Origin of the sequence: Clostridium manihotivorum (assembly GCF_004015185.1) — a bacterium.
Classification (GTDB): Bacteria; Bacillota; Clostridia; order Clostridiales; family Clostridiaceae; genus Clostridium_AR; species Clostridium_AR manihotivorum.
Genome location: NZ_CP025746.1, coordinates 3,922,092 through 3,948,449, shown reverse-complemented (window position 1 = coordinate 3,948,449; position 26,358 = coordinate 3,922,092). Strand labels below are relative to the sequence as shown.

The following is a 26,358-nucleotide window of genomic DNA, read 5'->3' as shown; positions in this document are numbered from 1 at the left end:
CTTTAGTTACAGAGCTCTTATCTATTATATGAGTTTCTTTTTTTTAAGAGATTGCAAATGGTACTTTTACCTATATTTGCAATCCTATTTCTTATAATTCTTTCCGCTGCTAATGAGCTTACATTAACAGATATATTAATTATCTCATTTTCTAATCTAGAACTTTTCTTAGCATTAGGAGCTAAAAATTCAAAAGTTTCTGCAAAAGTCTTTGTAGAACAGCTTTGGTTATTACAAAACATCTTTCTATTATTTAAGATAATAACTACTTTCTTATCTTGCATAGGCAGGTCTTGAAAGCTTTTTTTATACCATGAATGAGCTTTATCAGATTTTTCTCCACAGTAGGGGCAACTTACACTTTTTCGATTAGATGATACCTCAATATATATAGTATCATTAACTAATTCATGCTTAATATATTGTAAATTAGAGTCAAGTAGTTTAATAAGTTCATCCATCTATATTCGCCTCGTTATCATTTGTTAGTAAAAATAATTATGACACAATATGACAAAGTTTTCAACTAACTTTGGAAAGAACCAACAATATTACCTCTAGATACTAATGCATTGGTTATATCCATAGCTTGAAGCGTACCTGAATGACCTATACCAACAGTACAATTGTGAGGTATAGAATTTAGTATATAATCCTTTACTTCATCTAAAGATTGAAAAAATTCTGATTGTATATTTCTTGAGGAAAAATTATCCATTAGATTATTAATAGTTTTAGAATCCATAATTAAACTCCTAATTTAATGTAATATATTTACTTTAATATAGGTATTATAACACTATTTGGATGTTATTTGCCAAATAGCCATCTGTTGGTATAATATTTATAGTGTAAGATCAGATTTATAGTTTAGTATATACATATTAGTAGAAGATTTAATAATTTGTCTATGTTTAATTTCAACACGGTACTTTAACAGAGCCAATAATTTTAAGCTGTTTTTAGATAAGTTTAAATACGTTACTTTAATATTGCATAATTTTAAAATTAATTTTTAGAATCAAGGGTAGTAGTATTATTGTAGTTGTCTGTAAAATATTAGGTTTTCCTTGGTATATCACATATTTTAGAGTAGAGGAGAAGAATATGAAAATTTGGGACTTTTTTAGTAAAAAAAATGAAGTAGACTTGCTTTTGAGTAAAGTAGCAAGTGATTTTGATGATGAAAGAGATGAAGCTCTTGAAGTTTTGTCAAAGATTAATCTTTCATTGAATGAGGGAATCAAAGTTATAATGGCTGCAACTAAGGAATATAGACCAGCAAAGTATCAGTGGCAGACAGTAGCTTCAGAACTGCTTAACATATGCTTTAAAAAACCGCATTTTGGATATATATCTAAGCTTTTACAAGTTTACGACAGCCTAGAGCCAACTGCTAAATTGGCTACTATGGATTTTTTTGCTAGATATGATAATGAAGAGGCCTTAAAGGCATATATAAAAATATTAGACAAGGATTATGATAAACTTTCCAGTTTGCCAACAGGTAGCTTATACGATAATCCTAGATGTGTAGGAATTTTATTTCCAAATTTATTAAAGTATACAGATAATAAAAATATAACTCCAGAAATATATTTGGTTTTATTAGGTTTCTTCAATGATGGAAAGATAGATGAAAGTTATATAGCTGACTATAAGAATGCCATTATTGAAGATATTAGAACTTACACAGATAAAATACTTGAGTATAAAATTGAGAGTGAAGTAAGGTTATGGGAAGATGAAGAATACTATAACTTGCGTTCAAATGCTGGAATTCATTTTGATTTAGCTGGCTACATAAAAGATGAGAAGGTGATTTTTGCGCTTAAAGAACTTATGAGATGTAAAGATGCAAAGCTGAAGATGTTTGCTTATATAAGTCTTATAAGACTAGGAGAAGAAGTTGAAGAAGAGTATGCTTTACAGATAGCTTCTAGTAATGAAGTAAGAAACTTCTTCTATGGTAATCTTCAAAGTTTAGGTAGAGAAGCTTTGTATCCAGAAGAGTATAAAAAACAGGAGTATTTTGCTGAGGCAGATATGGTCAATTGGCTGGTATATCCTACAGAGCTGGGGAGAGTACCAGATAAAATAGAACTTATGGAGATCTTTGATACTGGAGAAGAGGAGTATTATCTATTTAGGTTCAAATGTGAAAACAGTGAAAGCTGGAGTGACAAAGGGTGGATGGCTGGTGTTTCTGGACCATTTGATAAAGCTGATAAACCATCTGTTTCTGCTGGTGGATGTACTTTTAGTAGATTTGAAGCTTGGGGTGAAAAGAATCCGGAAGATCACTTTAAAGATATAGTAGGAAATGTTCAGACTTATTGGAAGAAGAGGGCAGAGGATTTGGACAGTTAATACAACTAGATATTAAGATAAAACTATAGTAGAAGCAAATCACCGTTCCTGTAAATTAAATAGGGTATTAAAAGCATGACTTTTTATTGCACACTAATCTGAAAGGAAGATGAGTAGAAAAGTTCACTGAAGAAGCTTCAGTGAGCTTTTTTATGGTGTGCCTTAAAAAGTAAATCTAAGTGCTTTAATATCAAGGTCATAAAAGAGATAAATTCTCTTCTTTTACTTCATTGTAAGATGAACTTATTGTTAGTTCAATATTTTCAGGTGCCTCCTTCGTAGCGTAATAGCCTTTCTTATACATCCATTGCCATATATCATAAGCATGTCTTGAACACATTCTGAAAGCATCCTCAAGGAATATTCTTATGGTAGGGTTAGTTGCTTCCATGGCAGACCATGCGTACTCTCTACCAGCTCTTTTTAAGGTTAGAAGATATGATGTAGCAATCTCGCGGTCATTAAACTGATTTAAGGTAGTTCTTGGTGTAACAGGCTGTATAGGTGCAGTGGTATCAGAGGATGACTGTAAGATATGTGATATCTCTGGAACCTCTAGTATAGTCTTTTCTCCTTTTGCTTTTAGTAAGTCAACTTTAGTATTATAGTCTTTAATGTGTGCTGGCATATGTGAATGAATAAGCTGTTTAAGCTCTGGATCTCCAACTTGTTTTAGAAAAATTGACATACAGGTTATTGTATTAACACAGCTAAGAGTTAAATCATTTAAGTCGTGAAGTTCACGTGAAGATAAATTCATAGTTGTACCTCCAAATAAGTATTTTCAAACTTATAATTTCCTTTTACCCATAGAATATTCGGTTATTAAACATATACTGCATGAAAATTACATCTTATTGTATATATGGTATAATTTAAGTTGAATTGTTGCCAAGCATATGTGACTACAAAATATATATTATAAGGAGATTTTAAAATGGATATAATGTTTAAACAACCCCAACTTTATAGATTTTTACAGTATTGTAATGAGAGTACATTGGAAAAGAATATACTTGATTGCGGAGCAGGAGGAGACTGTCCGCCATTAGCAGTTTTTGCAAAGGAAGGATATAAAACACAAGGTATTGAGATTGATAACGTTCAGCTTGAAAGGCTAAAAAATTTGAAGATAAGCATAATCTAAAGCTAAATATTATCAAAGGAGATATAAGAAAACTGGATTTTGAAGATGAATCTATGAGTTTTGTTTATTCATATAATACGATATTTCATATGAAGAAATCTGACATAGGAGTAGCTATGGAAGAAATAAAGCGAGTTTTAAAACCAGAAGGGCTATGTCTAGTGAATTTTCTTTCTATATATGATGAAGGTTATGGGGAAGGTAAAGAGTTAAATAAAGGTGAGTACTTGCAGATGGAAAGAGGGGCTAAAGTAATACATAGCTATTTAGACTTAGAAGAGGGAGAAAAATATTTTGAGGGATTAAATATTTTATTTAAGGAGAGTAGAATATTGGAAAGAATGTATGAAGGGAAAAAGATTAGACAAGCATATGTTGACTATATTTTATGTAAATAAACTTTATAATATATAAAATAAAAATCATGTATATTTAATTACACATGATTTTTATTTTGGCTGTGTAAAGTACTTGTTGAAATTAAGTGGTCAGTCATCCGATGCTTTAATGAGCTTGCGTATATAGTATCTTCTTCGTAACCACTTAATTTTAATAATATTGTTATACATAGCCTTTAATTTAGTTGTTAAGAAATTTCTCATTAAAGTCTATCTATAATAATTACTTAGCAGTATGAGAGGTTATTGTCTATCGATCTTGGAGGTATAAACAGCTAAATCAACAAGCTTATTTGAATAACCCCATTCGTTGTCATACCATGCAACTAACTTTACAAAGGTAGGATTTAATTGAATGCCTGCGCTGGCATCAAATATACAAGTTCTCTTATCATGGATGAAATCAGTAGAAACCACCGCATCTTCGGTATAACCAACGATTCCTTTATAATCTTTCTCCGAAGCCTCTTTAATTACTTTCTTTATATCATCATAACTAGTTGGTGTCTTAAGCTTAACTGTAAGATCTATTACAGAAGAATCTATGGTTGGAACTCTAAAGGACATACCAGTGATTTTTCCGTTAAGCTCTGGTATTACTTTACCTACTGCTTTTGCAGCTCCTGTAGAGGAAGGTATTATATTTACAGCAGAAGCTCTACCCCCTCTCCAATCCTTTTTAGAAGGACCATCTACTGTTTTCTGAGTTGCTGTAGTTGAGTGGATTGTACTCATTAAAGCCTCCTCTATTCCAAAATTATCATTTATAATTTTAGCTAGAGGTGCTAGACAGTTAGTGGTACAGGAAGCATTTGATATTACGTTTAAATCCTTTGTGTATTTTGTATTGTTTACTCCCATAACAAACATAGGAGCATCTTTTGAAGGGCCAGAAATAATAACTTTTTTAGCGCCACCACTAAAATGTGCTGAAGCTTTTTCGTAATCAGTAAATTGACCAGTACATTCTAAAATATACTCAGCTCCAGAGGATTGCCAATCTATATTAGCAGGATCCTTTTCGCAGAAAACTTTTATCTTATGATCATTTACAATCAAGGAATTTGTGCTTTCATCATAATTTAAGTCTCCTTCAAATCTTCCATGAACTGAATCGTAACGAAGTAGATATATCATATATGGCAAATCCATAAATGGTTCGTTTATACCAAGAACTTCTACTTCTTGATTATCTAGTGCAGCTTTAAAAGCTAGACGACCTATCCTTCCAAATCCGTTGATACCTATTTTTGTTTTCATATTGATAACCTCCTCAAATTTAAATGTTGTATCTTCCTTACAACTTAATTATAATAAGGTTATTGATATAAGTGAAATGCATATCTTGCATATCAGGTATAAGGAGAAGTTATAGCTTTGAATTTAGAATTGTATAGATCATTTTATTATGTAGCGAAGTTTGGTAATATCTCCAAAGCTTCAGAACATTTATTTGTTACTCAACCTGCAGTAAGTAGGTCTATAAAGCAACTGGAAGATGATTTAGGGTGCCAATTGTTTTTTAGAACCTCTAAAGGAGTTCAACTTACTCAGGAAGGAACCGTTTTATTTGAACATATAGAAAAAGCTTTTAATTTAATTTCTACTGGTGAAAAGAGAATTTCAGAGTTTAAAGGTCTTGAAGTAGGAGAGGTAAGAATAGCAGCAAGTGATACCTTGTGCAAATATTATCTAGTTCCATACCTAAAGCTTTTTAAGACGTATTATCCTGCCATAAAGGTTATAGTTACTTGTCCTAACACTCCAGAGATAGTGAGATTATTAAAAGATGGAGAAATTGACTTTGGATTAGTAAATATGCCTGTAGAAGATGATAATCTTCAGTTTAAGCACATAATGGATATTCAGGATTGCTTTATAGTGGGACAGAAACTCAAACATCTTTCTGGTTCAAAAAAACATATAAGTGAAATTGTTGACTATCCAATGCTTTTACTTGAGAAAACCAGCAATACAAGGATTTATATTGATAAATACTTTGAAAAACATAAAATAAATAAAGTTCCTGATTTTGAGTTTCCTAATATAGATCTGCTAATACATTTTGCAAAGTATGACTTTGGAGTGGCAGCGGTTATAGAAAACTTTGCGGAAGATGCTTTGAAAAAAAGTAATTTGTATAAAGTGAATTTAATAGAGGAAATACCAAAAAGAAGTATGAGTATTGCGTATCTTAAAAATGTCCCTCTAACAGCTGCGGCAAAAGAACTTATGAAATATCTTGAATATAATGTCCCTTATGAATTTTAGGATAACTAGGATTTATTTGTGAATAGTCTTAATTAAAGCTTTAACTCTGGTGAAGTAGAGCTATTTATCTCTAGTTTTTCTATATCTACTCTTTGCGTTCATAGACTCACTTAAGTGGACCATGTGATGTCTAGTTGCAGGCATTAGTAGAATGCCTGCAACATTTTTCCTTGCCCAAAAATCAATGAGCCAATTGGCAGATGGTACGTCAGCCACAGCTTTTTCATCTAAAATTCTATCTATTGATGCTTTATTAAACTTCCTCTTTAAGTCGCTGGCTGTTAAGCTACTTATTATCGCATTACTTCTTCTTCCTACGGCTATTCTATAATTTCGTAACTCCTCCATGTCTATATATGAGCTGAAAATTAATATTTCCTCAGGGCTAAGTTGATTTCCAGTGTCGCATATGGATGATCTGATTCTCATAAGAAAGTTGTCTTGGTTAATCACTTGAGATGATTCGGCTACTAGAATGTTCATGGTGATATCTTCTATTCTAGAACAGTGCCATAGTCCGTAGGCGATGGTACGTCCTTTTTCATTAGTAGCAGTTCTAAATACTATATCATCTAAATCATCCCACAACTCGTCTTCGAAAGTCATGTGATTAATATGAGACATTTGAGATGAATGGACCATTGAATGCTGTTCTAAGCATAATCTTAAGGTTGAAGCTAAGTCGGTGGGTTTAGATAACATTTCTCTTAATTTTTTTTGGTTTAAGTTCCATAAACCTTTTTTAGTATCCATTTGTATATTCCTCCATTAATAAGTATTTTTATAAATATAAGAGTTACCTAGGGAATGTTTTTTTATTGGGAAAGGTAGATGTGAAAAAATTCGCTAAAAAAGATCAATTTAGCGAATTTTTTTGTTTGTATATTTTGTTTAAGTTTCTTCTAGCTAAGGCGCCTAAAATAAAAGGTGGAATGATATAAGCTATTGAAAGGCTTATATTTTCAGTGTTAAATACAATAGTTCTATGCCCTAAAACAAAGAAAAATACAGCTAATGAAATAAGATTAAGATCATAGTTAGTTTTATTTTGATTTATTATAAGTTTTCCGAAGATTACTCCTGCTAAAAATAATGAAAAAGAACAGATATATTCCATTGAACACCTCATATGTAAATAATGTATTCATATTACCATAACAGGCATAAATAGACAAGCTTACTAATACAGCAAAATAGTATAAAAGCTAACAACAAGCAAAACATATATATTAAGAGGTGATTTGTATGGATGTTGCAATAATAGGTGCGGGGCTATCTGGATTGTCTGCTGCTTTATCCTTAGAAAGGTATGGTGTAAAGCCTACAGTTTTTGAAAAGGAAGCTTCTGTTGGGTATAAGTTTTTTAACACAGAGGCTATGTTTAGTATCCTCAATAGGCCATCAAAAGATTGTATTGAGTACATAGAAAAAGAAGTGAAGGTTAAACTAGAACCTATTGATATGATAGATAAGCTAACGATCTTTTCGAAAAACTCAAAAGGCAGCATTGAAGGAGAAATAGGTTATTCCAATATAAGGGGACGTACTGAAAAATCCTATGAAAAACAATTAGAAAGTAAGCTGAGTGCAAAAATATTATTTAACTCTACAGAAGATTATGCTTATATATGCAAAAACTTTGAAAAGGTTATTTTAGCTACAGGTGATGGCGAATATGCTTCAAGGCTTGGAAACTTTAAAAGTGATCTTACCTGCACAATAAAAGGAGCTATTGCTAATGGAGCTTTTTCAACTAATACAGCATATGTTTGGTTTGATTATGATTTAATACCTAAAGGTTATGGATGGATTATACCTTATTCAGATAAAGAAGCTAATCTAGTTATAGCTTATCCAGATTATCCTAATAATATAAAATTAGATTTAGATTATATGTGGAAGAGTTTTTGCGATGTTGTACAAAGAACTCTTAATCAAAGTTTGAGAATTGACGAAGCTTTTGAAATAACAAGATATATGATGGGAGTTAGTGTTAGACCTAAGATTGACGATACTTACTTCGTAGGTAATTGTTTTGGTGCATTACTTCCTGGTCTTGGTTTTGGGCAGTTTGCATCTATATTGACTGGAGCGTATGCAGCTTATGATATCTGCAATATTGGAAAGTATGAAGAATTAGTTAAACCGTTATATGAGACTTATAACCATTCTTTGGTATTAAGAAGATATTTAGAGAGCTTGGATAATGAGAAGTTAGATGCGGCTATAAGAAGTTTGGATAATAAGTTTTTAGATGGAATTATAGATAAGGTTTGTAATACTAATACAAGTTTAGATATCTTAAAAATACTAACACCTCTTATGAGGGTAGCAACTTTGAAGAATAAATAAGTTAAGTGTTTATAAAGTGAAAATATAATTTTGTTTAGAAAGTGTAAATTTATATTGTTTTTGAAAAGTAATTATAATATCAGTTTTGTGGAATTAGAACATGGATATCTATATATACCTATATAGTTAACCTTTATAAAAACTAATTTATAAAGGTTCAATAATCTTAGCTTATGGGGATTGTCGGGAGTGTATAAATTAATAGGTGAGTTAGAAACTCTATATAAAAGTAGTTATATAAAATTATATAAGAAAGGGTGATTTATAATTGAGTTCAAAGTATGAAAAATTATTTGAGGCAAGAGAACTTTGTGGAGGAAGAAGGGTTAAAAGTCCGTTGGTAATGGCGCCTATGACTAATTTTGCTAGTGATAAGAATGGCAATGTTACTGAAGAAGAATTGGCCTATTATAAGAGAAGAGCTAAAAACGTATCAATGGTTATTACGGCTACAACTTATGTTACAGAGTCTGGAAAGGGATTTCCTGGAGAGTTTGCAGCTTACTCTGATGATTTCATGCCTAGCTTGAAAAGATTAGCTGAGACCATAAAGTCAGAGGGAGCACTGGCTATACTACAAATCTTTCATGCAGGAAGAATGGCTTTGCCAAATGAAATTCCTAACAATGAAACAATTAGTGCAAGTGCAGTAGCACCGGAAAGACCGGGAGCAGTAACTCCAAGAGAAATGACAGATATAGAAATAGATTATACTATTAAAGCTTTTGGAGATGCTACAAGAAGAGCTATCATGGCAGGCTTTGATGGAGTAGAAATACATGGTGCTAACACTTACTTAATTCAACAGTTCTTTTCTCCGCATTCAAATAGGAGAAATGACAATTGGGGTGGAACTATTGAAAAGAGAATGAATTTTCCTTTAGCGGTCATTGCTGAAGTAAAGAGAGTGATTAAAGCCGAAGGACAAAGTGATTTCATAGTTGGTTATCGTTTTTCTCCGGAAGAAATTGAAAATCCAGGAATAACCTTAGACGACACCTTAAAACTTGTAGATGTACTCTCTAAGCAAGAATTAAGCTATTTGCATGTATCTTTAAATAACTTCTGGCAGGGATCAATAAGGGATAATTCAAATACTGATCCGGTAATATTAAAGATAAAAGATGCAGTAAAGGGTAGGGTGCCTTTAATTGGAGTAGGATCTATTCGCACTCCAGATGATGCTTTAAAGGCTATAGATAGTGGAGTAGAGTTCATTGCTTTAGGAAGAGAGTTGATCATGGAACCTGAATGGTCTGAAAAAATAAAGACTGATAAACCAAAACAAATTCTTACCACACTAAGCAAGAAGGATAAGGAAGCTTTGGATATTCCAGAAGCTTTATGGCAAAGTATAATGAATACTCCAGGCTGGTTCCCTGTGACAGAGTAGATATATCTATCACGGGATAAATTATTTAAGCTGGTTTTGTACGGTGGATTATATCTAATAGAAGGCAAATATTAATTAATTGATCTGTATGAATTAGTTGATTTATAGTAAAAAGTTTAAGATTATTATAATTATTAAAAATAAGTTGTTGATTTATCTATATAATAGTGTTATTATAATATTGTAACTTAAATGAAACGTAAATAATGTAACACAAATATATTTCAATTAGTGCTTATTATGTATGAGGACAACGAAATTTTATTGTGAATTATTACAGAAGTTTAAGAAAAAAATAAAATTTCGGAGGTACACAGAATGACTGGTACAGTTAAATGGTTTAACGCAGAAAAAGGATACGGATTTATAACAGGAGAAGATGGAAAAGACGTTTTCGCTCATTTCTCACAAATCCAAAAAGATGGTTACAAGAGTCTTGAAGAAGGACAAAAAGTTAACTACGAAGTAGCTCAAGGACCTAAGGGACCTCAAGCTGAAAATATCACTTTAGCTTAATTAGTGGATATTTACCCCTAAAGATTTTATCTTTAGGGGTTTTATTTTTTTGTTTTATAGAAAACATGTTTCTGATGAAGTTGATGATAATTATAGTTGGAAAATTAAAATATACAATAAAAGTGAAGAAGTTACATATTTGTTGAAAGTTATTATCATATATGTTGTAATATGATTATAGATGTGCAAGTTGATTTGAAAATGATTTTCTAGTCGAAGTAGTACATCTTTGTTGATTATACTTACATAATTATAAAAATATGAGTTAAATTAACTTTGTGTAAATCTATGCTTTTAAAAGCGATTAAGGAGTGCTAAATATGAGTGAAATTGCAAAAAGATTAAATCAATGTAGAAAGCCTACCGGTGATCTAGGAAAGATTATTGTAGAGGATATGAACAAAAGTCATTTTAACCTTACAAGTTGGGGGCTTGAAAAGATAAATATTGAGAATGATTTCTTAGTGCTTGATATAGGCTGTGGTGGTGGTAAAACAGTAAATAGAATTGCTGAAAGAGCAGATAAGGGAAAAGTATATGGTATGGATTACTCTGATGATTGTGTAAAATGGTCTATAGATCTCAACATAAACTTGATAAAAGAAAATAAAGTTGAAATATTCCAAGGCACGGTAGAAAATATCCCATTTGAGGCTGAAAAGTTTGATTTAATTACTGCTGTAGAAACAATATATTTTTGGCCTGATGTAAAAGCTAATTTTAGTGAAGTTAGAAGAGTTTTAAAAACAGGAGGAACTTTTGCTATTATAAATGAAATGTATGATAGTGAAGCTTTTAGAGACAGAAACAATGAATTTGCAGCAATAGGAAATATGAATATACTAAGCTCTGAAGAACTTAAAATAGTATTATCTGAAGTTGGTTTTAATGATATAGAGATAGATTTGGTAGAAGAAAAGAATTGGTTAAGATGTGTATGCAGCAAGTAAAAAAGAAGTTTTTATTATCCATAATATTACAATTGTGTTATAATTAATATTATTTTTCTGTGAAGCTTTGCTTTTCAGTTATAATAGAGGAAATTATTTAGAAATGGATGTGATAATTATGGAATTGAACAAAGGTGCTAACATTGAGATCAAATATCCTTACCCTAGGCAAAAGGTTTGTGGGCTATTTCTATTGGGAGCTGGAATAACAATGGCTTTAGCTAGTTTCTTTGGAACTTCAAAAAGTCCTAGTGTTCCTATATTTGTAATTGGTTATTTTATAAGTAATGTTGGAATAATGTTTAATAGTAAAGTTAGAAAGAAGTATTCTGTAGGAGAGCCTACAGCACTTCAGAAAAAAGCATCTAATTTTGCTTTGATTTTCTTAATGGTTATGGCTGTTGCTGTTGGTATGACAGTAGGTAGAAGAGGCGATGTTAGATTAACTTGGCTTCTGATATTGATAATTGTAGGAGCTCATTTTGTACCATTTGCACTTATTCATGGTAAGCTCATGTATCTATTGGCTGCCTTGTTAGTCGCAAATGCATTCGTAGGAATATATTTAAATAATGAGACTTTTTTCATTATAGGTATTATTGATGCTCTAATTAAGATTTCAATCGGAGTAAGTTTATATGTAATAAGTCCCAAACCTAGTTGCAATTTGAACGTAGATAAATAAAAAGAAAATTTATTCGCCTGTCAGATTTTTGTTCATATTCATACTAAAAGGCAGATACTAAAAAAGCTTGCTGAAGAAGGTTGCTTCTGTAAGCTTTTTTAGTATATATTCAATAGTGTCCTTAAAATTGTATCTTAAAGCCCTTAAACTGGTGGATGCCTGTACCAAATCTTATTAAGTTTTTGGATCTCAATTCCGTAATAGCTATGGATACTTCTTTAAGTATATCATTAGATAATGATAGCTTATTGTGACTTCCAAATACCTTTGTTACATTAGGGATTGTTAGCAATCTTTCTAGAGAATTGACTAATTTTGCTGGGTCAGTGCTTGGGTAGAATGCATATATAGGTGTATCATCACTATAGAGAAGGTCTCCTGTAAATAAATACCCGTTTAACATATCATGAATGCATATATGTCCTGGAGAGTGCCCTGGCGTGTGATAGATCTTTAGGGTTCTTTTTCCTAAATCTATAATGTCTCCGTCTTCTAAAAGTCCTTTGGGTTTTCCTGTATAGGGAATATATTTGCTAGCATCAAAATTACCAGGTATATCCTTGGTAGTATCGCGTATTATATCTTTTCTTATCTGATCTATGGAAATTCCTTTGATGCCATTTTCTAGCCAATCGGAATCTGCAGAATGAACAAAAATTTCTTCGAACATGTGGTGGTTACCTATGTGGTCCCAGTGAACGTGAGTTGTTAAAACCTTTATAGGTAGTTTTGTAAGTCTATCGGTTATTCTTTTAATGTTATCAATACCTAAGCCTGTATCTATAAGAACCGCAGATGTATGACCTAATAAAAGAAAAGAGTGAACTTTTTCCCAATGACCATACTCACTTATAGCAAATGTACTATCGTCTATTTTCTCTATGGTAAACCAATTATCCTCAATTTGCATTGTTATTATCTTCTTTCATTTTATATTTGTTTAAAGGAATTCCAAAACATCAAATATTCGAATTCATTAGTTGCGGTATCTAAATTTTCTTCTTCGATATAAAAGTTCATATTTTTATAAAAGTTAGTGGCTTTAACATTCTTTTTGTAAACAGATAAACTCAATTGGTTATAGTGCTTTTGAACATGACTGATTAGTTTAGAGCCTATTCCATTGTTTTGGTGCTTTGTATCTATGAATAATGCCCCTATATAATTGTTGTTTAGTATGCTTATAAAACCTTTGATCAAGTGAACATCTTCAAAAACATAGGTTTTGGAAGTAGGTAAATAATGTTCTTTTATTAAGACGTAATTTTCTGTCCAATAACTTTTTGGTATAAAACTATGAGCCTCAGCTGTAGATTCTAGCCAGATATCTATTAGTGTATCTATGTCTTCGTGGTTCATTTCTCTTATCATCTTAATCTCCTTAGAGTTATAACTATTTGTAGTAATTGAATTATTGTTATACTTATAGTATATATTTTTTCTTATGTTTAGTAAAACTTTAGGTTAAAGAATTATGGAGGTAAAAGTACGTATAAGTACGTATAAGTTAAAGAGAATTAGACTTGTTTGGTTGAAATTTTGCCTTTTTATTTTAATCTATACTATATTAGTGCATATATAATTAACATAAAATAGTGTATATTTTAAATATTATTATAATGAAAACGTATAAATAAATATTTTTATAAAATATTTCATTAAGAATTATTGACTTATATCTATAAAGATGTAATATTATTATTGTATATGTCCGTACAAATTTTTACGGATATATGAACAAATAGAAACTGGGGGGAAGCTATGGATAGCAATTGTGAAGGTAAGGCTTTCGACTTATATGATGGAATGGTTGCATATTATGATTTTAGTACCATTAAAGATGGAAATAAAATCATAGATGCCTCAGGAAGAAACAATCACGCAATACTCTGCCATGAAGGTGAGGTTATAGCTGAAGAAGATAGTGATAGCTTCTTAAGACTAAAGGGGTTTGGGTATGTAAAGCTGCCGGAGGATGTACTGAAAGGCATAGAAGAAATCACTGTAGCATGCTGGGTGAGATTTCATACTTTTAATGGAGCGTTACCGGAATGGCAGAGAGTTTTCGATTTTGGTATAGATGAGAAAAATTATTTCTTTTTGAGTAAAAATAGAAAGACTAGAATACTCATCGATGATTATTCAGAAGAAACTTTAGGTAGTGATCTAGAACCAGATGAAAAATGGATTCATGTTGCTGTAACTGTAAAAGACGACACTATAACTTACTATGAAAATGGAAAAACTGTTGCTGTTAGATCTGGTCTATCCAATAGAATTGGGTTCCTAAGTGATGGCAAGGAAAACTACATAGGTAAATCAAAGTTTCCGGTAGATCCTAACTTACATGGTGATATAGATGATTTTGTAATATATGAAAAGAGTCTTAGTGATTGGCAAGTAAAGAACTTAATGTTAAACACTATTACAGATAAAGGCTCTGTATCTATTGTTAAACAATCCTTAACCATAGATAGCTGCAGCGAAATAGTAAGTGATATAGAATTGCCTAGAACCACTTATCTAGGTGTAGATATAAGTTGGCAATCTAGTGATCATACTTTAGTATCTGATGCTGGAAAAATCAATAGACCTGAGGAAGAAATGAAAAAGGCTATTCTTACAGCAAAACTTATAAAAGGTGAAGTTAGAGAAACTGTTGATTTTGAGATTACAGTATTGGATGAAAAAACCACTAACTACAACTTGGAGGTTGCTGCAAAAGAAGAGTTGTTCGAAATTAGTCCTATACTCATAGGTGCCTTTTATGAAGATATAAATCATAGTGCTGATGGTGGGTTATATGCTGAACTAATCGAAAATAATTCTTTTGAATACAGAAATCCGTTACATGGATGGAAGGTAAGAAATCTATGTGAAGAATCAAAAGTAAAGGTATGCATAGATAATAGTACACCTATAAATGAAAAAAATAGAAACTACTTAAGGATTGAATTTATAGAAGATGGACAAAAAATAGAAATATTGAACAATGGATATAGAGGAATAGCTTTAAAAGAAAACTCATTATACGATTTATCTTTATGGTCAGCTTCCACGGATTTTGTTGGAGAAGTTTCAGTATATTTAGAAGATGAAGAAGGAAATAAAATAACTGAAGAGTTAACGATAAAGTTAGATGATAAAGAATGGAAGAAATATGAGTATGAAGTTTTAGCTAAAGCTACAACTAAAAGAGGAAGGTTAGTAATCTCTATCCAAGGAAAAGGAATATTGGATCTAGATATGGTTTCCCTGTTTCCACAAGAAACCTGGATGGGCAGAAAAAATGGTCTTAGAAAAGATTTGGTAAAAATCTTGGCTGACTATAAGCCTAGGTTTTTAAGATTTCCAGGTGGATGTATAGTTGAGGGGAATAGTTATGGTAATATGTACAAATGGAAAGATACCATTGGGAAGATTGAGGAGAGAAAAACTAACACAAATCTCTGGGGATATCATCAGTCTTATGGCTTAGGCTTCTATGAATATTTTCAGTTGGCTGAAGATATTGGAGCTGAACCAGTTCCGGTGGTTAACGTAGGAATGGTTTGTCAGATAAGAACAAATCTTACAATCCCAGTAGACAATCTAGAAAGTTACATTCAAGATGCTTTGGATCTTATAGAATATGCTAATGGTCCTGAGTTTAGTGTATGGGGAAGAAAAAGAGTAGAAGCAGGACATCCAGAACCATTTAATCTAAGATATCTAGCAATAGGTAATGAACAATGGGGATCTGAATATTTTGAAAGATATACTAGATTTAAAAATGTTTTAAAAGCGACCCATCCTGAGATACAGCTTATAACTTCATCTGGTCCTTTTGCTTCAGGTGAGTACTATGATGAGGCCTGGGAATGGATAAAAGAAAGTTGTACGGATGACATAGTGGATGAACACTATTATATGTCACCGGAATGGTTTATAGCTAATAGAAATAGATATGACAGTTTTAATAGAAATGGAGCAAAGATATTTGTAGGGGAATATGCGGCTAGAAGCAATACATTAAAGTCTGCTCTTTCTGAAGCTGTTTTTCTAACTGGATTAGAAAGAAATTCAGATGTGGTTGCAATGGCTTCATACGCACCACTTTTTGCAAAAACTGATGATTTTCAATGGGCTCCTGATATGATCTGGTTTGATGGAGATAAAGTATATGGAACACCTAATTATTATGTGCAGAAATTGTTTAGTACTAATTTAGGTAGCTTTTATATAAGATCCTCACTCAGAAAATTTAATAATGAAGAGGTTGAAGGTCTATTTGGAGAAGTGTTTTCCTCTACATCAAAAGATAATGAAGGAAATCTAATAATTAAATTGGTTAATACATCTGGTAGTACAAAGTTTATTAATATTGAACTGAAGGATGTTGAAACGTTAAATACCATGGGATTTATACAAACTGTAAAAGGAACTTCGTTAGACGATGTTAATAGTTTAGATAATCCTGAAAAAATAGCTATACTAGAAGAGAATTTTGATATTAGTAGTACTAAATTTACTTTAGAACTTAGCAAATATTCGGTGAGCTCTTTGAAATTTAAAATCTAAAGACAACTTGCTTTTAGAAAAATTTAAAATAATGTCTACTCATGAGGTGCTATAATTTAGTATCTTATGAATAGATATTTATAAATTTAACATGAATATGTCTAAGAATCATGAAAGCAGATATTGTCAAATTTTGCTGTTAGATTTAGATTAAGTTAAAACAATGAGAGATTTAAAGATGCAAATGCCTTGTATTATAGGGTGTTGATAAAACTATTTTAACAAACACTAAAATATTTTAAGTAAATTTTAAATAAAGCATTGACTTAATTCTTAAATGAGTTATAATATAATTAAGGAAGGCGAAAGAAAACAATATAGAGTAGTAAATATTTTTTTTAAAAGAAATGAAAATGTTTACTAGTAAATTATACACTATATTTGGAGAAAATAAAAGCTTAAAACTTCCTGAATATCTGATACATAAGGATTTATGTTGAAGATCCTAACTAACAATCAGCTTAATATTATTTCATATAATATTAAAACAAATGAAGAATGAGTTGAGAAAAGCTTTAAACTCATGAAAGTATAGGCCTAAACAAAAAAACTTTTACTAATCATTAAAGTCTACATTTAAAACTATCAAGGGGGAGAATGTATGTTAAAAAGATCAAAAAAAATAATGTCAATCGTTATTACAGCAGTAATGGCAGCATCAGTATTTGTAGGTTGTGGCAATAAGGACAATAAAACAGCCGATGGTAAAATTGAATTAACTTGGATGTGTTATGGACAACCACAAGAAACTAAGGTTTTTGACCAAGTAATTAAGAAATTCGAAGCTAAGTACCCAAATGTAAAGGTTAAGATTGTTTCTACAACTCAAGATCAATACGGACAAAAGATACAAGCTTCTATGGCATCAAAGAAATTGCCTGATGTATTATATATGAATCCAGGAGATGTTAAGGCTTGGGTTAACTCAGGAAATATATTAAATATGACACCTTATCTTAAGAAAGCAGAAGAAGCTAAAATATTAGATTTATCTGATATATGGCCAAAAGGACTTGCAAAATATAAATATGATGGTGAAAAGATTGGACAAGGTGATCAATACGCATTACCTAAAGATATCGGGCCTTTCGGTTTCGGTTATAACAAAGATTTATTCATAAAGGCAGGCATTCCACTTCCTGACAAGAACAAGCCATATACATGGGAAGAATGGATAGACGTTTGTAAGAAGCTTACTAAAGATACAAACGGTGATGGAAAGATGGATCAATGGGGAACTGGTTTGAATGTTAACTGGACACTTCAAAGCTTTGTATGGAGCAATGGAGCAGACTTCTTAGACGAATCAAAGACAAAAGTAACTGTTGATGATCCAAAGTTTGCAGAAGCATTACAATTCTTCGCAGATCAGACTTTAAAATATAAAATAACTCCTTCAGCTCAAGAAGGACAAACACTTGATACTTATCAAAGATGGATAAAAGGACAATTAGGATTCTTCGCTGTAGCTCCATGGGATATAGCAGCATTTAAGGATCTACCTTTCAAATATGACATAATACCATATCCAGCAAGCACAGCTACTGGTAAGTCAGCTACATGGTTAGGATCAGTTGGTTTCGCAGTTGGTGCTAATACAAAACATCCACAAGAAGCTGTTAACTTAGCTATATTCTTATCAACAGATAAAGATGCTAACAAGATGGTTTCAGATATGCAAATTCAAGTACCTAACTTAATGTCAATGGCTAAGAATGAATATGTAAATAATGCTAATATTCAACCAGAAAACAAACAACAATTCTTAGATATAATAGAAAACACTGGTAGATCAATGCCAGCTGAATACACTTACAATGCAGAATGGATCAACAAGTTCTTCGAAGGAATTCAACCAGTTCTTGATGGTAAGAAGACTGCTGCTGATTACTGTAAGGAAGTTCAACCTAAGATGCAAGAACTTTTAGATAAGGCTATTGAAAGAGAAAAGAAAGAAAAGAAAAAATAATAAAGATTAACCATTAATGCTATTGCAGGAGAAAGAGATTTTCTTCTGCAATAGGTATTAAATAAGTAAAACATACTATAAATAAAAGCAGTAATTAATATAATATAGGTGGTGAAATCATGGCTAGAAAATCAGACTATTACGCTAAAGAGCGTAAAGCAGGTCTATTATTTGTTCTTGCACCAGTTCTTGGCTTTTTCCTTTTTGCATTTGGTCCATTGATGTTTTCACTTTATGCTGGCTTCACGGATTGGAGCTCAATAGGTGATATACATTTTGTAGGTCTTCAAAACTTTAAAGACATGTTCCATGATATAAACTTTTGGAGATCCCTTTACAATACAATATTTATGATGATTGGTATTCCTATCGGACTTATTTTAGCATTAGCATTAGCACTAATGATGAATAGAAAAATATTCGGAATAAAAGCTTTTAGAGTCATTTACTATATACCAGTTATATCTTCTGTAGCAGCTGTATCAATACTATGGAGATGGGTATATAACGGAGACTACGGTCTATTAAATCAATTATTAGAAGGTTGGTTCCATATAAAAGGACCAAACTGGTTATTCAATGAAGCTACTGTTAAGCCAGCTATTATGGGTATGGCTATATGGAAGGGTCTTGGAGGATCCATGCTTTTATACCTAGCTGGTATACAAAGTATTTCAAAAGACTATTACGAAGCAGCTCAGTTAGATGGAGCAACTTCTTTTAACATATTTAGATATATCACAATTCCACTTTTAAAGCCAGTTACATTCTATATGGTTATAACAGGAATAATAGGTGGTTCACAAATGTTCGTTGAACCAAACATAATGACTGATAATGGTGGTCCTAACTATAGTGCAGCTACAATAGTTTACTATTTATGGGACAAGGCCTTTAAAAATTACCAAATGGGATATGCTTGTGCAGTTGCATGGCTTCTAGCAATATTCATATTTATAATCACACTAATTCAATTCAGAAATAACGATACATTCTTTGAAAGCTAACAAGAAAGAGGTGATATAAGTGCTAAATACTGAAACAATAAAAAAGAAACCAAAATTTCAAATGTCAGGAATGAAAAGAAGAAATCAGATAGCTAATATAATTATATTTCTTATATTGTTAGCAGGATCATTAGTAATGATAGTACCATTGCTTTGGATGGTTTCTACTTCTGTAAAGGAGAAACTTCAAGTATTCCAATTGCCACCTGTATGGATACCTAAGCCTTTCGTTTGGGGAAAATACTCTGAAATATGGGAAAAGGGACCATTACTAAGCGGTTTTATAAACAGTTTAAAGGTTGGATTAACTGTTACAATAGTAGGTACTTTTACATCAAGCTTAGCTGCGTTCAGTTTTGCGAAGCTTACATTCCCACATAAGAATAAGATATTCTTAGCTTTACTTGGTACTATGATGATACCATTCCCAGTTGTAATGATTCCTCAATTCGTTTTCTTCTCAAAGATAGGATGGGTAGACTCATTATTACCACTTATAGTTCCAGGGTTATTCGGTAATGTAACGATGATATTCTTCTTAAGACAGTATATTCAAGGTATTCCTAATGACATTATAGATGCGGCAAAAATAGATGGATGTTCCTTCTTTAAAATATACTATAAGATTATATTCCCTCTAACAGGTCCAGCGTTGTCTGCTCAGATAATATTATGGTTCATGGGAATATGGAATGACTTCTTAGCACCAGCAATATATATAAGTACACCAGAAAAAATGACTATTCAAACAGTTATACAATCATTTAATGCTACTTATGCAATACAAACAGATTACCCGTTGATAATGGCTGCTTCTGTAGTTGCAATGCTTCCAATAATAATAGTATTCATTATATTCCAAAAGTGGATTATAGAATCTGTTGCCATCAGTGGGGTTAAGGGCTAAGAGTAACATTAAAAATAGTCAAACTAAAGGGAGAAATAGTTATGAAACAAGTAAAATACTTTGTAGATAGAAACTATAAGATTTCTGAAGTAGATCCACGTATGTTTGCATCTTTTATTGAACACCTTGGTAGAGCAGTTTATACAGGAATATATGAGCCAGATCATCCGTTAGCGGATGATCAAGGCTTTAGACAAGACGTTATGGAACTGATTAAGGAACTTAAGGTTCCTATGGTTAGATATCCAGGCGGTAACTTTGTATCTGGTTATAACTGGAGAGATGGAATAGGTCCTAAGGAAGATAGACCAAGAAGACTAGATTATGCTTGGAGAACCACTGAAACAAACGAAGTTGGTATAGATGAATTTGTGGATTGGGCTAAGAAAGCTGAAATAGAACCAATGGTTGCTGTAAACTTAGGCACCGGGACTCCTCAAGATGCTGGATATTTTGTAGAGTACTGTAATCATCCCGGTGGTACTGACTTAAGTGAACTTAGAAAAAGAAATGGACATGAAGAACCTCATAATTTTAAACTTTGGTGTTTAGGAAATGAGATGGATGGACCTTGGCAAATAGGTCATCTAAATGCTGATGACTATGGTAAAAAAGCTTTAGAAGCTGCAAAGATAATGAGATGGGTTGATCCTACAATCGAGCTAGTTGCCTGTGGCAGTTCTAATGCGGATATGCCAACTTTTCCAGAGTGGGATAGGACTGTACTTGAATATCTTTATGAACAAGTGGATTATATTTCTTGTCATAGATATTATGAAAACTTTGGTAATACAGAAGATTTCTTAGGATCTTTTGTGGATATGGAGAAATTCATTAAAACTATAGTAAGTACTGCAGATTATGTGAAAGCTAAAAAAAGAAGTAACAAGACAATGTATTTATCTTTTGATGAGTGGAATGTTTGGTATCAAAAACAGATTAAACTAACAGATTGGGAGATTGCTCCCCCGATATTAGAGGATATATATTCTTTATTGGATGCCCTTGTATTTGGAGGTCTTATGTGTTCATTACTAAAACATGCAGACAGAGTTAAGATAGCTTGCCTTGCACAGTTAGTTAATGTAATAGCACCTATATTTACTAAGAAAGGTGGACCAGTTATAAAACAGACTACCTTCTATCCTTTCCAGCAAGTTTCAACTTATGGAAGAGGGGAAGTACTAAATGTTTTAATCGAGGCCCCAACTTTCAAAACTAATCTTCATGGGGATGTTCCAATAGTGCAATCAACTGCAACTTATAATAAGGAAGATAATACAGTTACAATATTTGCACTTAATTGTGATCAAACTGATGATGTAGAGTTGTCAGCAGAACTTAGATCTTTTGGAGTATTGAAAGTAATAGAACATGTGGTCTTGGATGGACCAGATCTAAATGCAAAAAATACTTTCGAAAACCCAGAAAATGTTAAGCCAAGGAAGGTTGATTTACCTGAAGTAAAAGATGGTTCATTAAATATTGTTTTACCTAAGCTATCATGGAATACGATAAGACTTAGCTGTGAATAAAGATTTTTTAGCGATGATTTTTTCATAATATTGATCTCTTAGTTAGGATTTAGTGCACAATTAAAATTGATGTGCTAAATCCTATTTTTACTATCATAAAAAATCTAACTAAGAGATTTTTGTGTGGGAAATCCTTTCTAATCGTTATATTGAGAGGTTTACAGAATCATTGCTTTATAAGCTATAGAATATGGTAAGTATTTAGGAAAATTGGGTTTTGGTATAAATTAAGATTAAGGGGGTTTTACTATTAAGAAATATATAGCAGTTGCAATAGCATTAGTTTGTTCGGTAAGTATTGTGGGCTGTTCTTCCAATTCTAAGAAAGAAAAGGCGCTTAAAGAAATTACTTTTCCAAGCGGCATAGCAAAAGAAAAAGTAAGAGATGCAGATACAATAAATGATAAAAGTAAGTGGGGACCAGTGGGAACCCATGATCCATCAGTATTCAAGGATGGGGATACATATTATGTGTTTTCTACTGATGCAAGAGTTGGAGGAATTGCAACTCCTGGAATACAAGTGAGAAAATCTAAAGATATGATAAATTGGGAGTTTGTAGGTCAAGCTTTAGAGGGGGTACCAACAGGAGCTTATGAATGGACAGGTGCTACTGGATTATGGGCTCCAGATGTAACAAAAATTGGAGATTACTATTACTTGTATTATGCTGCATCAAGTTTTGGTAAAAATAAATCCTATATAGGGTTAGAGAGAAGTAAATCTTTAACTGGGCCATGGGAAGACATGGGGGTAGTAGTGAAAACAGATGAAGGCGATGAGATGAACGCCATTGATCCTAATATAGTGTATGATCAAGATGGTACTCCTTGGATGAGTTATGGATCTTTCTGGACAGGGATATATATAGTTAAACTTGATAAAGCTACTGGAAAACCTGTTAATCCTGCAGATAAAGGTAAAAATATTTCTTCTAGAAGTAAGTCCGTCAGTGGAGGAGTTGAAGGACCGTATATAATTTATAACGATAAAGAGAAGAAATATTACTTATTTGAATCTTATGATTCTTTATCTAAGGATTATAATATAAGAGTAGGAAGATCAGAAAAGATCGATGGTCCATATGTTGATATAAACGGCAATGATATGACCAATACAGAAATACTTCCAACTGAGGTTGGAAATAAAATAATGGGCGGCTATAAATTTGGAGATGGTCAAGGATGGCTTGCTCCTGGACATAATTCAGTACTTAAAGAGGGTGACAATTATTATATTTATCACCATATAAGAGTTGAAGAAGATATAAATTGGTTTAGTTTAAATGTAAGAAAGATAGAATGGTCAAAAGATGGCTGGCCTATGGTTTCGCCAGAAAAGTATGCTGGTGAGAAAGAGCAGAAGATATCAAAAGATGCAGTACCAGGTGATTGGGATGTGATTGTTTTAGACAAAGCTAATAACGACATCATACCATCTGAAAAATATACTTTTAAGTCTAATGGAAACACAGATAAGAAAGATAGTACATGGTCTTTAGAAGGTGATAATGATCTTACTTTGACGATTTCATCTGATGCAGATGGTAAATTTGAGTGTAAGATACTTCCAGCTTGGGACTGGGAAAATAATAAGGCTACATTAGTGTTTACTGGTATTAATAAAAAAGGTTTAGCTATTTGGGGAAAAATGGCTAAATAAAAACATTAAACTATAATAACAGGATAATATAGCTTTGCTTGTACAATTATTGAATTGAAAAAATAAATATATATTAAAAAATCACTAAAGCAATTTGCTTTAGTGATTTTTCTTTGTAAAATTTTCTAGTTATTATAAGCCAAATATAAAAAACATAAGGAGACTATGGCAAGTAATAGAATTTTCTTAAATAATTTGTAAGAAGCAGATATGTAAAAAAATCCACTAAAAAAGATTCTTTTAGTGAATTTTTCATCATATTAGCGATTTGGAATGTCGTATACAACCCTTACATTTAAACCTTGATTGTAGTTACCAAAGTTTTTTCCGAATATAGTCAAACCGCCTACGTGTTTTGTCTCTTCAGGAACTGCTAGTTTTAGAATTAGATCGCTCTTATAGTTTAAATCTATATCATTTATGTTTATATCAGAAATCTTTAATCCATCTATAAAAGTCCCAAACTTATTTATTATAAGAAGTTTCAATAATCCGTATTGATTCCAATTTGGGAACCACCAAGAAGGAGTTAATATGCCTTTACTATCAGCATAATCTCCTGGACTAGTCCAGCTGCCTATATTAATATTGTTTAGAATAAAATGTATATCTGAAGGCCATATGTTGCAGTTGCCTGGAGCTTCCGAACTTATTTCCATAGATATTTGAATTTCAGAAAATTCTTGGCCAGGTTTTAAGTAGTTTGGTATGCGGTATTCAATAAAACCTTTTGTAAACCATAAAATATCTGCATTTATTCTTTCTGGATCAGCAAAATAACTAGGGTTATCAACTTCTCCAATCAATCTTTCTTTTGTAGCTATCCCGCAAGTAGGTGAAATCTCATAAGAAGAGTAGTGACCTATACCTATTTCTAATTCATAGGAATTTTCTACATCTTGTGTACCTATATCGATTACAAATTTATCCTCATGCAGATAGCAAATTTTTTGAATTCCGTGCTTTGCGGTCAAGGTATTTGTTTTTATTAAACCACACTCTTCTAATTTTTTGATATGCATTGTTACAGCACCATTAGTAAGAGAGAGCTTTTCTGCTAATTCATTCATATTAAGTTGTTTATGTTCAGCCAAAAGTTCTATTATCTGTACTCTTATATCAGAACTTAAAGCTTTAAATAAAGGTAAGCTTTCTTTTAAGTCTGTTATGTGTATCATGATATTCTCCTCAAAAAGTATTAATATTATTTGGGCTTTACTCTTAATTTGTGGATGTTTGAAAATACCATGGATAAAGGATTTTCGTGCATTTAAAAATAAAGTTGAATTAAACCCATTACTCTTACATTATTATACTATTTTAATGAAAATAATGAAATAATATTTTAAATTTTTCTAAAATAAAATCAAAATTTGTGTATTACTACAAGATTTAGCGGCGCATATAGTAGGGAATTAATCATTTACATATGCAAAATAATGATTAATTTACATATTTAAACATATTTAAAGTGAAGAAATAAATATAGGGAACCTATATGAAAACTTAATAGTTGAAGTTGGTTCCCTATAGACGTGAATTACTTAAATTGAATTTATAATTTATTAGCATAAAAATAAGATCTGTTAAGCATAGCTTATAATTTAAGGTTAACAATAGGTCTAGGAATATATAAATAAGAAGCTATATTCAAGTTATTTATACTTGAATATAGCTTCTTATATTTAAAAAGTTACTATTTTATGAATTTGTTCTCAACAAAATCAAATATTTTTCTCATATTGAACAATATTCCGTAGCAGGCTAGACTTCCTAAAAACAAACCTACGATTCCCTTAGCATTTAAGAATAGGTAAGAAGCAACTGCTAATATTGCAAGATTGATTACTGAAGGTATCAGATTCTTTAGTGAAAGATAAATTGATAGCTTTAGTATATCTTTTATCTTCATACTGAATCTTGAAAGTAAAGGGAAGGAATAAGAAAACATTAAAACAATGAATAAAACAATTAATACAGTAGGAATTAGTAAAAATAAAAAGATTCTATTTAAAAAGCAAAGCTTTATATCTAAAAGTAGTATAAACATTGAAACTAAAAATATTAACCAAAGTTTCATTGAAGAAACGAAATTTTCTTTGTAAGCTTTAAAATAATCTCTAGTAGTGTCAACGTATTTCTCTCTGATTATTTTTCCCATTGTATAACAAAGTGCAGTAATGGATGGGCCAGTGGGTATTAAAGCGATGAAGAATATTATAATATATTCGAATTTTAGTTCCATTGTAAATATAGATACGATAAAAAGTATATTGCATAGGAAAAAGTAGATGTTTAATAGAAAGAACCAGTGAACATAATTTAAAACTTTGCTTAAATTACTGTCACCAAAATCATTTGTATTAGCCATAATATCATCACTCCATTTTTGTGTTTAATATTGTAATGTTAAATATAATTCTTTATTTATAGGGAACCAACATCAACTATTAATTAAGTTTTTGTAAAGGGTACCTATATAATTATAAACTAAGTTTAATATTGAAAACTACCAAAAATAACAAGATTAAATAGGTTTATATTTATTTTCAAAATCTCTTGGTATTTAAACCAAGAGTTCTGAAAATATGTTAATGATATACATAAAAAGATCAGCAGTATTAAAAATGTATTCA

General features: G+C 31.5%; 25 protein-coding genes. 15 read left to right on the top strand and 10 right to left on the bottom strand.

The genetic code is table 11. The features are described from left to right. Nucleotides 1–17: 17 nt before the first annotated feature. Entirely contained in the window at nucleotides 18–461 is a 444-nt protein-coding gene (locus C1I91_RS17840) for a transposase family protein (RefSeq protein ID WP_128214088.1), read from the bottom strand. Between the two features lie 65 nt (nucleotides 462–526). Then, nucleotides 527–745 carry a hypothetical protein gene (locus C1I91_RS17835; RefSeq protein WP_128214087.1) on the bottom strand — a complete coding sequence of 73 codons (219 nt, stop codon included), beginning with the start codon at nucleotides 743–745 and terminating at the stop codon, nucleotides 527–529. A gap of 362 nt (nucleotides 746–1,107) precedes the next feature. Between C1I91_RS17835 and C1I91_RS17830 the strand changes: the two genes are divergently transcribed. After that, nucleotides 1,108–2,370: a hypothetical protein gene (locus C1I91_RS17830; RefSeq protein WP_128214086.1), complete on the top strand. Its 1,263-nt coding sequence runs from the start codon at nucleotides 1,108–1,110 to the stop codon at nucleotides 2,368–2,370. A gap of 196 nt (nucleotides 2,371–2,566) precedes the next feature. Here the strand turns inward: C1I91_RS17830 and C1I91_RS17825 are convergent, their stop codons facing one another. After that, nucleotides 2,567–3,130, bottom strand: coding sequence for a spore coat protein (locus tag C1I91_RS17825; protein ID WP_128214085.1), 564 nt, complete (start codon nucleotides 3,128–3,130; stop codon nucleotides 2,567–2,569). Between the two features lie 177 nt (nucleotides 3,131–3,307). On the opposite strand from C1I91_RS17825, the gene C1I91_RS29035 reads away from it, so the two are divergent. Then, the gene (locus C1I91_RS29035; RefSeq protein ID WP_238475820.1) at nucleotides 3,308–3,517 is read left to right on the top strand and encodes a hypothetical protein; all 210 of its coding nucleotides are present in this window, start codon (nucleotides 3,308–3,310) and stop codon (nucleotides 3,515–3,517) included. A gap of 8 nt (nucleotides 3,518–3,525) precedes the next feature. Next, nucleotides 3,526–3,915, top strand: coding sequence for a methyltransferase domain-containing protein (locus C1I91_RS29030; RefSeq protein ID WP_338032622.1), 390 nt, complete (start codon nucleotides 3,526–3,528; stop codon nucleotides 3,913–3,915). 243 nt (nucleotides 3,916–4,158) lie between these two features. On the opposite strand, the gene gap is transcribed toward C1I91_RS29030, so the two are convergent. Then, entirely contained in the window at nucleotides 4,159–5,175 is a 1,017-nt protein-coding gene (gap, locus tag C1I91_RS17815; protein ID WP_128214084.1) for a type I glyceraldehyde-3-phosphate dehydrogenase, read from the bottom strand. A 117-nt stretch (nucleotides 5,176–5,292) separates the two neighbouring features. Between gap and C1I91_RS17810 the strand changes: the two genes are divergently transcribed. Further along, nucleotides 5,293–6,186 (top strand): LysR family transcriptional regulator, encoded by an 894-nt coding sequence (locus C1I91_RS17810; RefSeq protein WP_128214083.1) that lies wholly within the window; start codon nucleotides 5,293–5,295, stop codon nucleotides 6,184–6,186. A gap of 60 nt (nucleotides 6,187–6,246) precedes the next feature. On the opposite strand, the gene C1I91_RS17805 is transcribed toward C1I91_RS17810, so the two are convergent. Together C1I91_RS17805 and C1I91_RS17800 are read right to left on the bottom strand one after the other, a co-directional pair. Then, nucleotides 6,247–6,939, bottom strand: a complete 693-nt coding sequence (locus C1I91_RS17805; protein ID WP_128214082.1) for a DinB family protein — start codon at nucleotides 6,937–6,939, stop codon at nucleotides 6,247–6,249. 103 nt (nucleotides 6,940–7,042) lie between these two features. Further along, entirely contained in the window at nucleotides 7,043–7,303 is a 261-nt protein-coding gene (locus tag C1I91_RS17800) for a hypothetical protein (RefSeq protein ID WP_128214081.1), read from the bottom strand. A gap of 128 nt (nucleotides 7,304–7,431) precedes the next feature. Here C1I91_RS17800 and C1I91_RS17795 point away from each other — a divergent pair, with 128 nt between their 5' ends. The 5 genes from C1I91_RS17795 (at nucleotide 7,432) to C1I91_RS17775 (ending at nucleotide 12,082) form a co-directional block, all read left to right on the top strand. Next, on the top strand, nucleotides 7,432–8,538 hold the full coding sequence (locus C1I91_RS17795) for an FAD-dependent oxidoreductase (protein WP_128214080.1): 1,107 nt from the start codon (nucleotides 7,432–7,434) through the stop codon (nucleotides 8,536–8,538). Nucleotides 8,539–8,806: 268 nt separating this feature from the next. After that, the gene (locus tag C1I91_RS17790) at nucleotides 8,807–9,931 is read left to right on the top strand and encodes an NADH-dependent flavin oxidoreductase (protein ID WP_164880576.1); all 1,125 of its coding nucleotides are present in this window, start codon (nucleotides 8,807–8,809) and stop codon (nucleotides 9,929–9,931) included. Between the two features lie 318 nt (nucleotides 9,932–10,249). After that, complete coding sequence (locus C1I91_RS17785) at nucleotides 10,250–10,447, top strand: cold-shock protein (protein ID WP_128214079.1); 198 nt, start codon at nucleotides 10,250–10,252, stop codon at nucleotides 10,445–10,447. 320 nt (nucleotides 10,448–10,767) lie between these two features. Continuing rightward, entirely contained in the window at nucleotides 10,768–11,397 is a 630-nt protein-coding gene (locus tag C1I91_RS17780; RefSeq protein ID WP_128214078.1) for a class I SAM-dependent methyltransferase, read from the top strand. A gap of 118 nt (nucleotides 11,398–11,515) precedes the next feature. Beyond that, nucleotides 11,516–12,082, top strand: coding sequence for a DUF6609 family protein (locus tag C1I91_RS17775; protein WP_128214077.1), 567 nt, complete (start codon nucleotides 11,516–11,518; stop codon nucleotides 12,080–12,082). A gap of 121 nt (nucleotides 12,083–12,203) precedes the next feature. Here C1I91_RS17775 and C1I91_RS17770 read toward each other — a convergent pair whose 3' ends face one another. Further along, nucleotides 12,204–12,992, bottom strand: a complete 789-nt coding sequence (locus C1I91_RS17770) for an MBL fold metallo-hydrolase (protein WP_128214076.1) — start codon at nucleotides 12,990–12,992, stop codon at nucleotides 12,204–12,206. Nucleotides 12,993–13,012: 20 nt separating this feature from the next. Then, nucleotides 13,013–13,453 (bottom strand): N-acetyltransferase, encoded by a 441-nt coding sequence (locus C1I91_RS17765; RefSeq protein WP_128214075.1) that lies wholly within the window; start codon nucleotides 13,451–13,453, stop codon nucleotides 13,013–13,015. A gap of 390 nt (nucleotides 13,454–13,843) precedes the next feature. Between C1I91_RS17765 and C1I91_RS17760 the strand changes: the two genes are divergently transcribed. The 6 genes from C1I91_RS17760 to C1I91_RS17735 all read left to right on the top strand — a co-directional run bounded on the left by C1I91_RS17760 (nucleotide 13,844) and on the right by C1I91_RS17735 (nucleotide 23,722). After that, the gene (locus tag C1I91_RS17760) at nucleotides 13,844–16,642 is read left to right on the top strand and encodes an alpha-L-arabinofuranosidase C-terminal domain-containing protein (RefSeq protein WP_128214074.1); all 2,799 of its coding nucleotides are present in this window, start codon (nucleotides 13,844–13,846) and stop codon (nucleotides 16,640–16,642) included. 601 nt (nucleotides 16,643–17,243) lie between these two features. After that, nucleotides 17,244–18,611: an ABC transporter substrate-binding protein gene (locus C1I91_RS17755; protein ID WP_128214073.1), complete on the top strand. Its 1,368-nt coding sequence runs from the start codon at nucleotides 17,244–17,246 to the stop codon at nucleotides 18,609–18,611. A gap of 119 nt (nucleotides 18,612–18,730) precedes the next feature. Then, a complete protein-coding gene (locus tag C1I91_RS17750) occupies nucleotides 18,731–19,618 on the top strand; it encodes a carbohydrate ABC transporter permease (RefSeq protein ID WP_128214072.1) in 888 nt (295 codons plus the stop codon). A 19-nt stretch (nucleotides 19,619–19,637) separates the two neighbouring features. After that, on the top strand, nucleotides 19,638–20,525 hold the full coding sequence (locus C1I91_RS17745) for a carbohydrate ABC transporter permease (RefSeq protein WP_238475819.1): 888 nt from the start codon (nucleotides 19,638–19,640) through the stop codon (nucleotides 20,523–20,525). Between the two features lie 41 nt (nucleotides 20,526–20,566). Beyond that, nucleotides 20,567–22,060, top strand: coding sequence for an arabinosylfuranosidase ArfA (gene arfA, locus C1I91_RS17740; RefSeq protein ID WP_128214071.1), 1,494 nt, complete (start codon nucleotides 20,567–20,569; stop codon nucleotides 22,058–22,060). Between the two features lie 300 nt (nucleotides 22,061–22,360). Beyond that, on the top strand, nucleotides 22,361–23,722 hold the full coding sequence (locus C1I91_RS17735; protein ID WP_238475818.1) for an arabinan endo-1,5-alpha-L-arabinosidase: 1,362 nt from the start codon (nucleotides 22,361–22,363) through the stop codon (nucleotides 23,720–23,722). Nucleotides 23,723–23,982: 260 nt separating this feature from the next. Here C1I91_RS17735 and C1I91_RS17730 read toward each other — a convergent pair whose 3' ends face one another. Together C1I91_RS17730 and C1I91_RS17725 are read right to left on the bottom strand one after the other, a co-directional pair. Then, nucleotides 23,983–24,900 carry an ArsR/SmtB family transcription factor gene (locus C1I91_RS17730; RefSeq protein WP_128214069.1) on the bottom strand — a complete coding sequence of 306 codons (918 nt, stop codon included), beginning with the start codon at nucleotides 24,898–24,900 and terminating at the stop codon, nucleotides 23,983–23,985. 518 nt (nucleotides 24,901–25,418) lie between these two features. Further along, nucleotides 25,419–26,093 carry a YesL family protein gene (locus tag C1I91_RS17725; RefSeq protein ID WP_128214068.1) on the bottom strand — a complete coding sequence of 225 codons (675 nt, stop codon included), beginning with the start codon at nucleotides 26,091–26,093 and terminating at the stop codon, nucleotides 25,419–25,421. Between the last annotated feature and the right edge of the window lie 265 nt (nucleotides 26,094–26,358).

What these genes read in the sequence shown, in the direction of transcription:
- C1I91_RS17840 (WP_128214088.1), bottom strand. Translation starts at nt 461, where the DNA reads ATGGATGAACTTATTAAACTACTTGACTCTAATTTACAATATATTAAG.
- C1I91_RS17835 (WP_128214087.1), bottom strand. Translation starts at nt 745, where the DNA reads ATGGATTCTAAAACTATTAATAATCTAATGGATAATTTTTCCTCAAGA.
- C1I91_RS17830 (WP_128214086.1), top strand. Translation starts at nt 1,108, where the DNA reads ATGAAAATTTGGGACTTTTTTAGTAAAAAAAATGAAGTAGACTTGCTT.
- C1I91_RS17825 (WP_128214085.1), bottom strand. Translation starts at nt 3,130, where the DNA reads ATGAATTTATCTTCACGTGAACTTCACGACTTAAATGATTTAACTCTT.
- C1I91_RS29035 (WP_238475820.1), top strand. Translation starts at nt 3,308, where the DNA reads ATGGATATAATGTTTAAACAACCCCAACTTTATAGATTTTTACAGTAT.
- gap (WP_128214084.1), bottom strand. Translation starts at nt 5,175, where the DNA reads ATGAAAACAAAAATAGGTATCAACGGATTTGGAAGGATAGGTCGTCTA.
- C1I91_RS17805 (WP_128214082.1), bottom strand. Translation starts at nt 6,939, where the DNA reads ATGGATACTAAAAAAGGTTTATGGAACTTAAACCAAAAAAAATTAAGA.
- C1I91_RS17800 (WP_128214081.1), bottom strand. Translation starts at nt 7,303, where the DNA reads ATGGAATATATCTGTTCTTTTTCATTATTTTTAGCAGGAGTAATCTTC.
- C1I91_RS17795 (WP_128214080.1), top strand. Translation starts at nt 7,432, where the DNA reads ATGGATGTTGCAATAATAGGTGCGGGGCTATCTGGATTGTCTGCTGCT.
- C1I91_RS17785 (WP_128214079.1), top strand. Translation starts at nt 10,250, where the DNA reads ATGACTGGTACAGTTAAATGGTTTAACGCAGAAAAAGGATACGGATTT.
- C1I91_RS17780 (WP_128214078.1), top strand. Translation starts at nt 10,768, where the DNA reads ATGAGTGAAATTGCAAAAAGATTAAATCAATGTAGAAAGCCTACCGGT.
- C1I91_RS17775 (WP_128214077.1), top strand. Translation starts at nt 11,516, where the DNA reads ATGGAATTGAACAAAGGTGCTAACATTGAGATCAAATATCCTTACCCT.
- C1I91_RS17770 (WP_128214076.1), bottom strand. Translation starts at nt 12,992, where the DNA reads ATGCAAATTGAGGATAATTGGTTTACCATAGAGAAAATAGACGATAGT.
- C1I91_RS17765 (WP_128214075.1), bottom strand. Translation starts at nt 13,453, where the DNA reads ATGATAAGAGAAATGAACCACGAAGACATAGATACACTAATAGATATC.
- C1I91_RS17760 (WP_128214074.1), top strand. Translation starts at nt 13,844, where the DNA reads ATGGATAGCAATTGTGAAGGTAAGGCTTTCGACTTATATGATGGAATG.
- C1I91_RS17755 (WP_128214073.1), top strand. Translation starts at nt 17,244, where the DNA reads ATGTTAAAAAGATCAAAAAAAATAATGTCAATCGTTATTACAGCAGTA.
- C1I91_RS17750 (WP_128214072.1), top strand. Translation starts at nt 18,731, where the DNA reads ATGGCTAGAAAATCAGACTATTACGCTAAAGAGCGTAAAGCAGGTCTA.
- arfA (WP_128214071.1), top strand. Translation starts at nt 20,567, where the DNA reads ATGAAACAAGTAAAATACTTTGTAGATAGAAACTATAAGATTTCTGAA.
- C1I91_RS17730 (WP_128214069.1), bottom strand. Translation starts at nt 24,900, where the DNA reads ATGATACACATAACAGACTTAAAAGAAAGCTTACCTTTATTTAAAGCT.
- C1I91_RS17725 (WP_128214068.1), bottom strand. Translation starts at nt 26,093, where the DNA reads ATGGCTAATACAAATGATTTTGGTGACAGTAATTTAAGCAAAGTTTTA.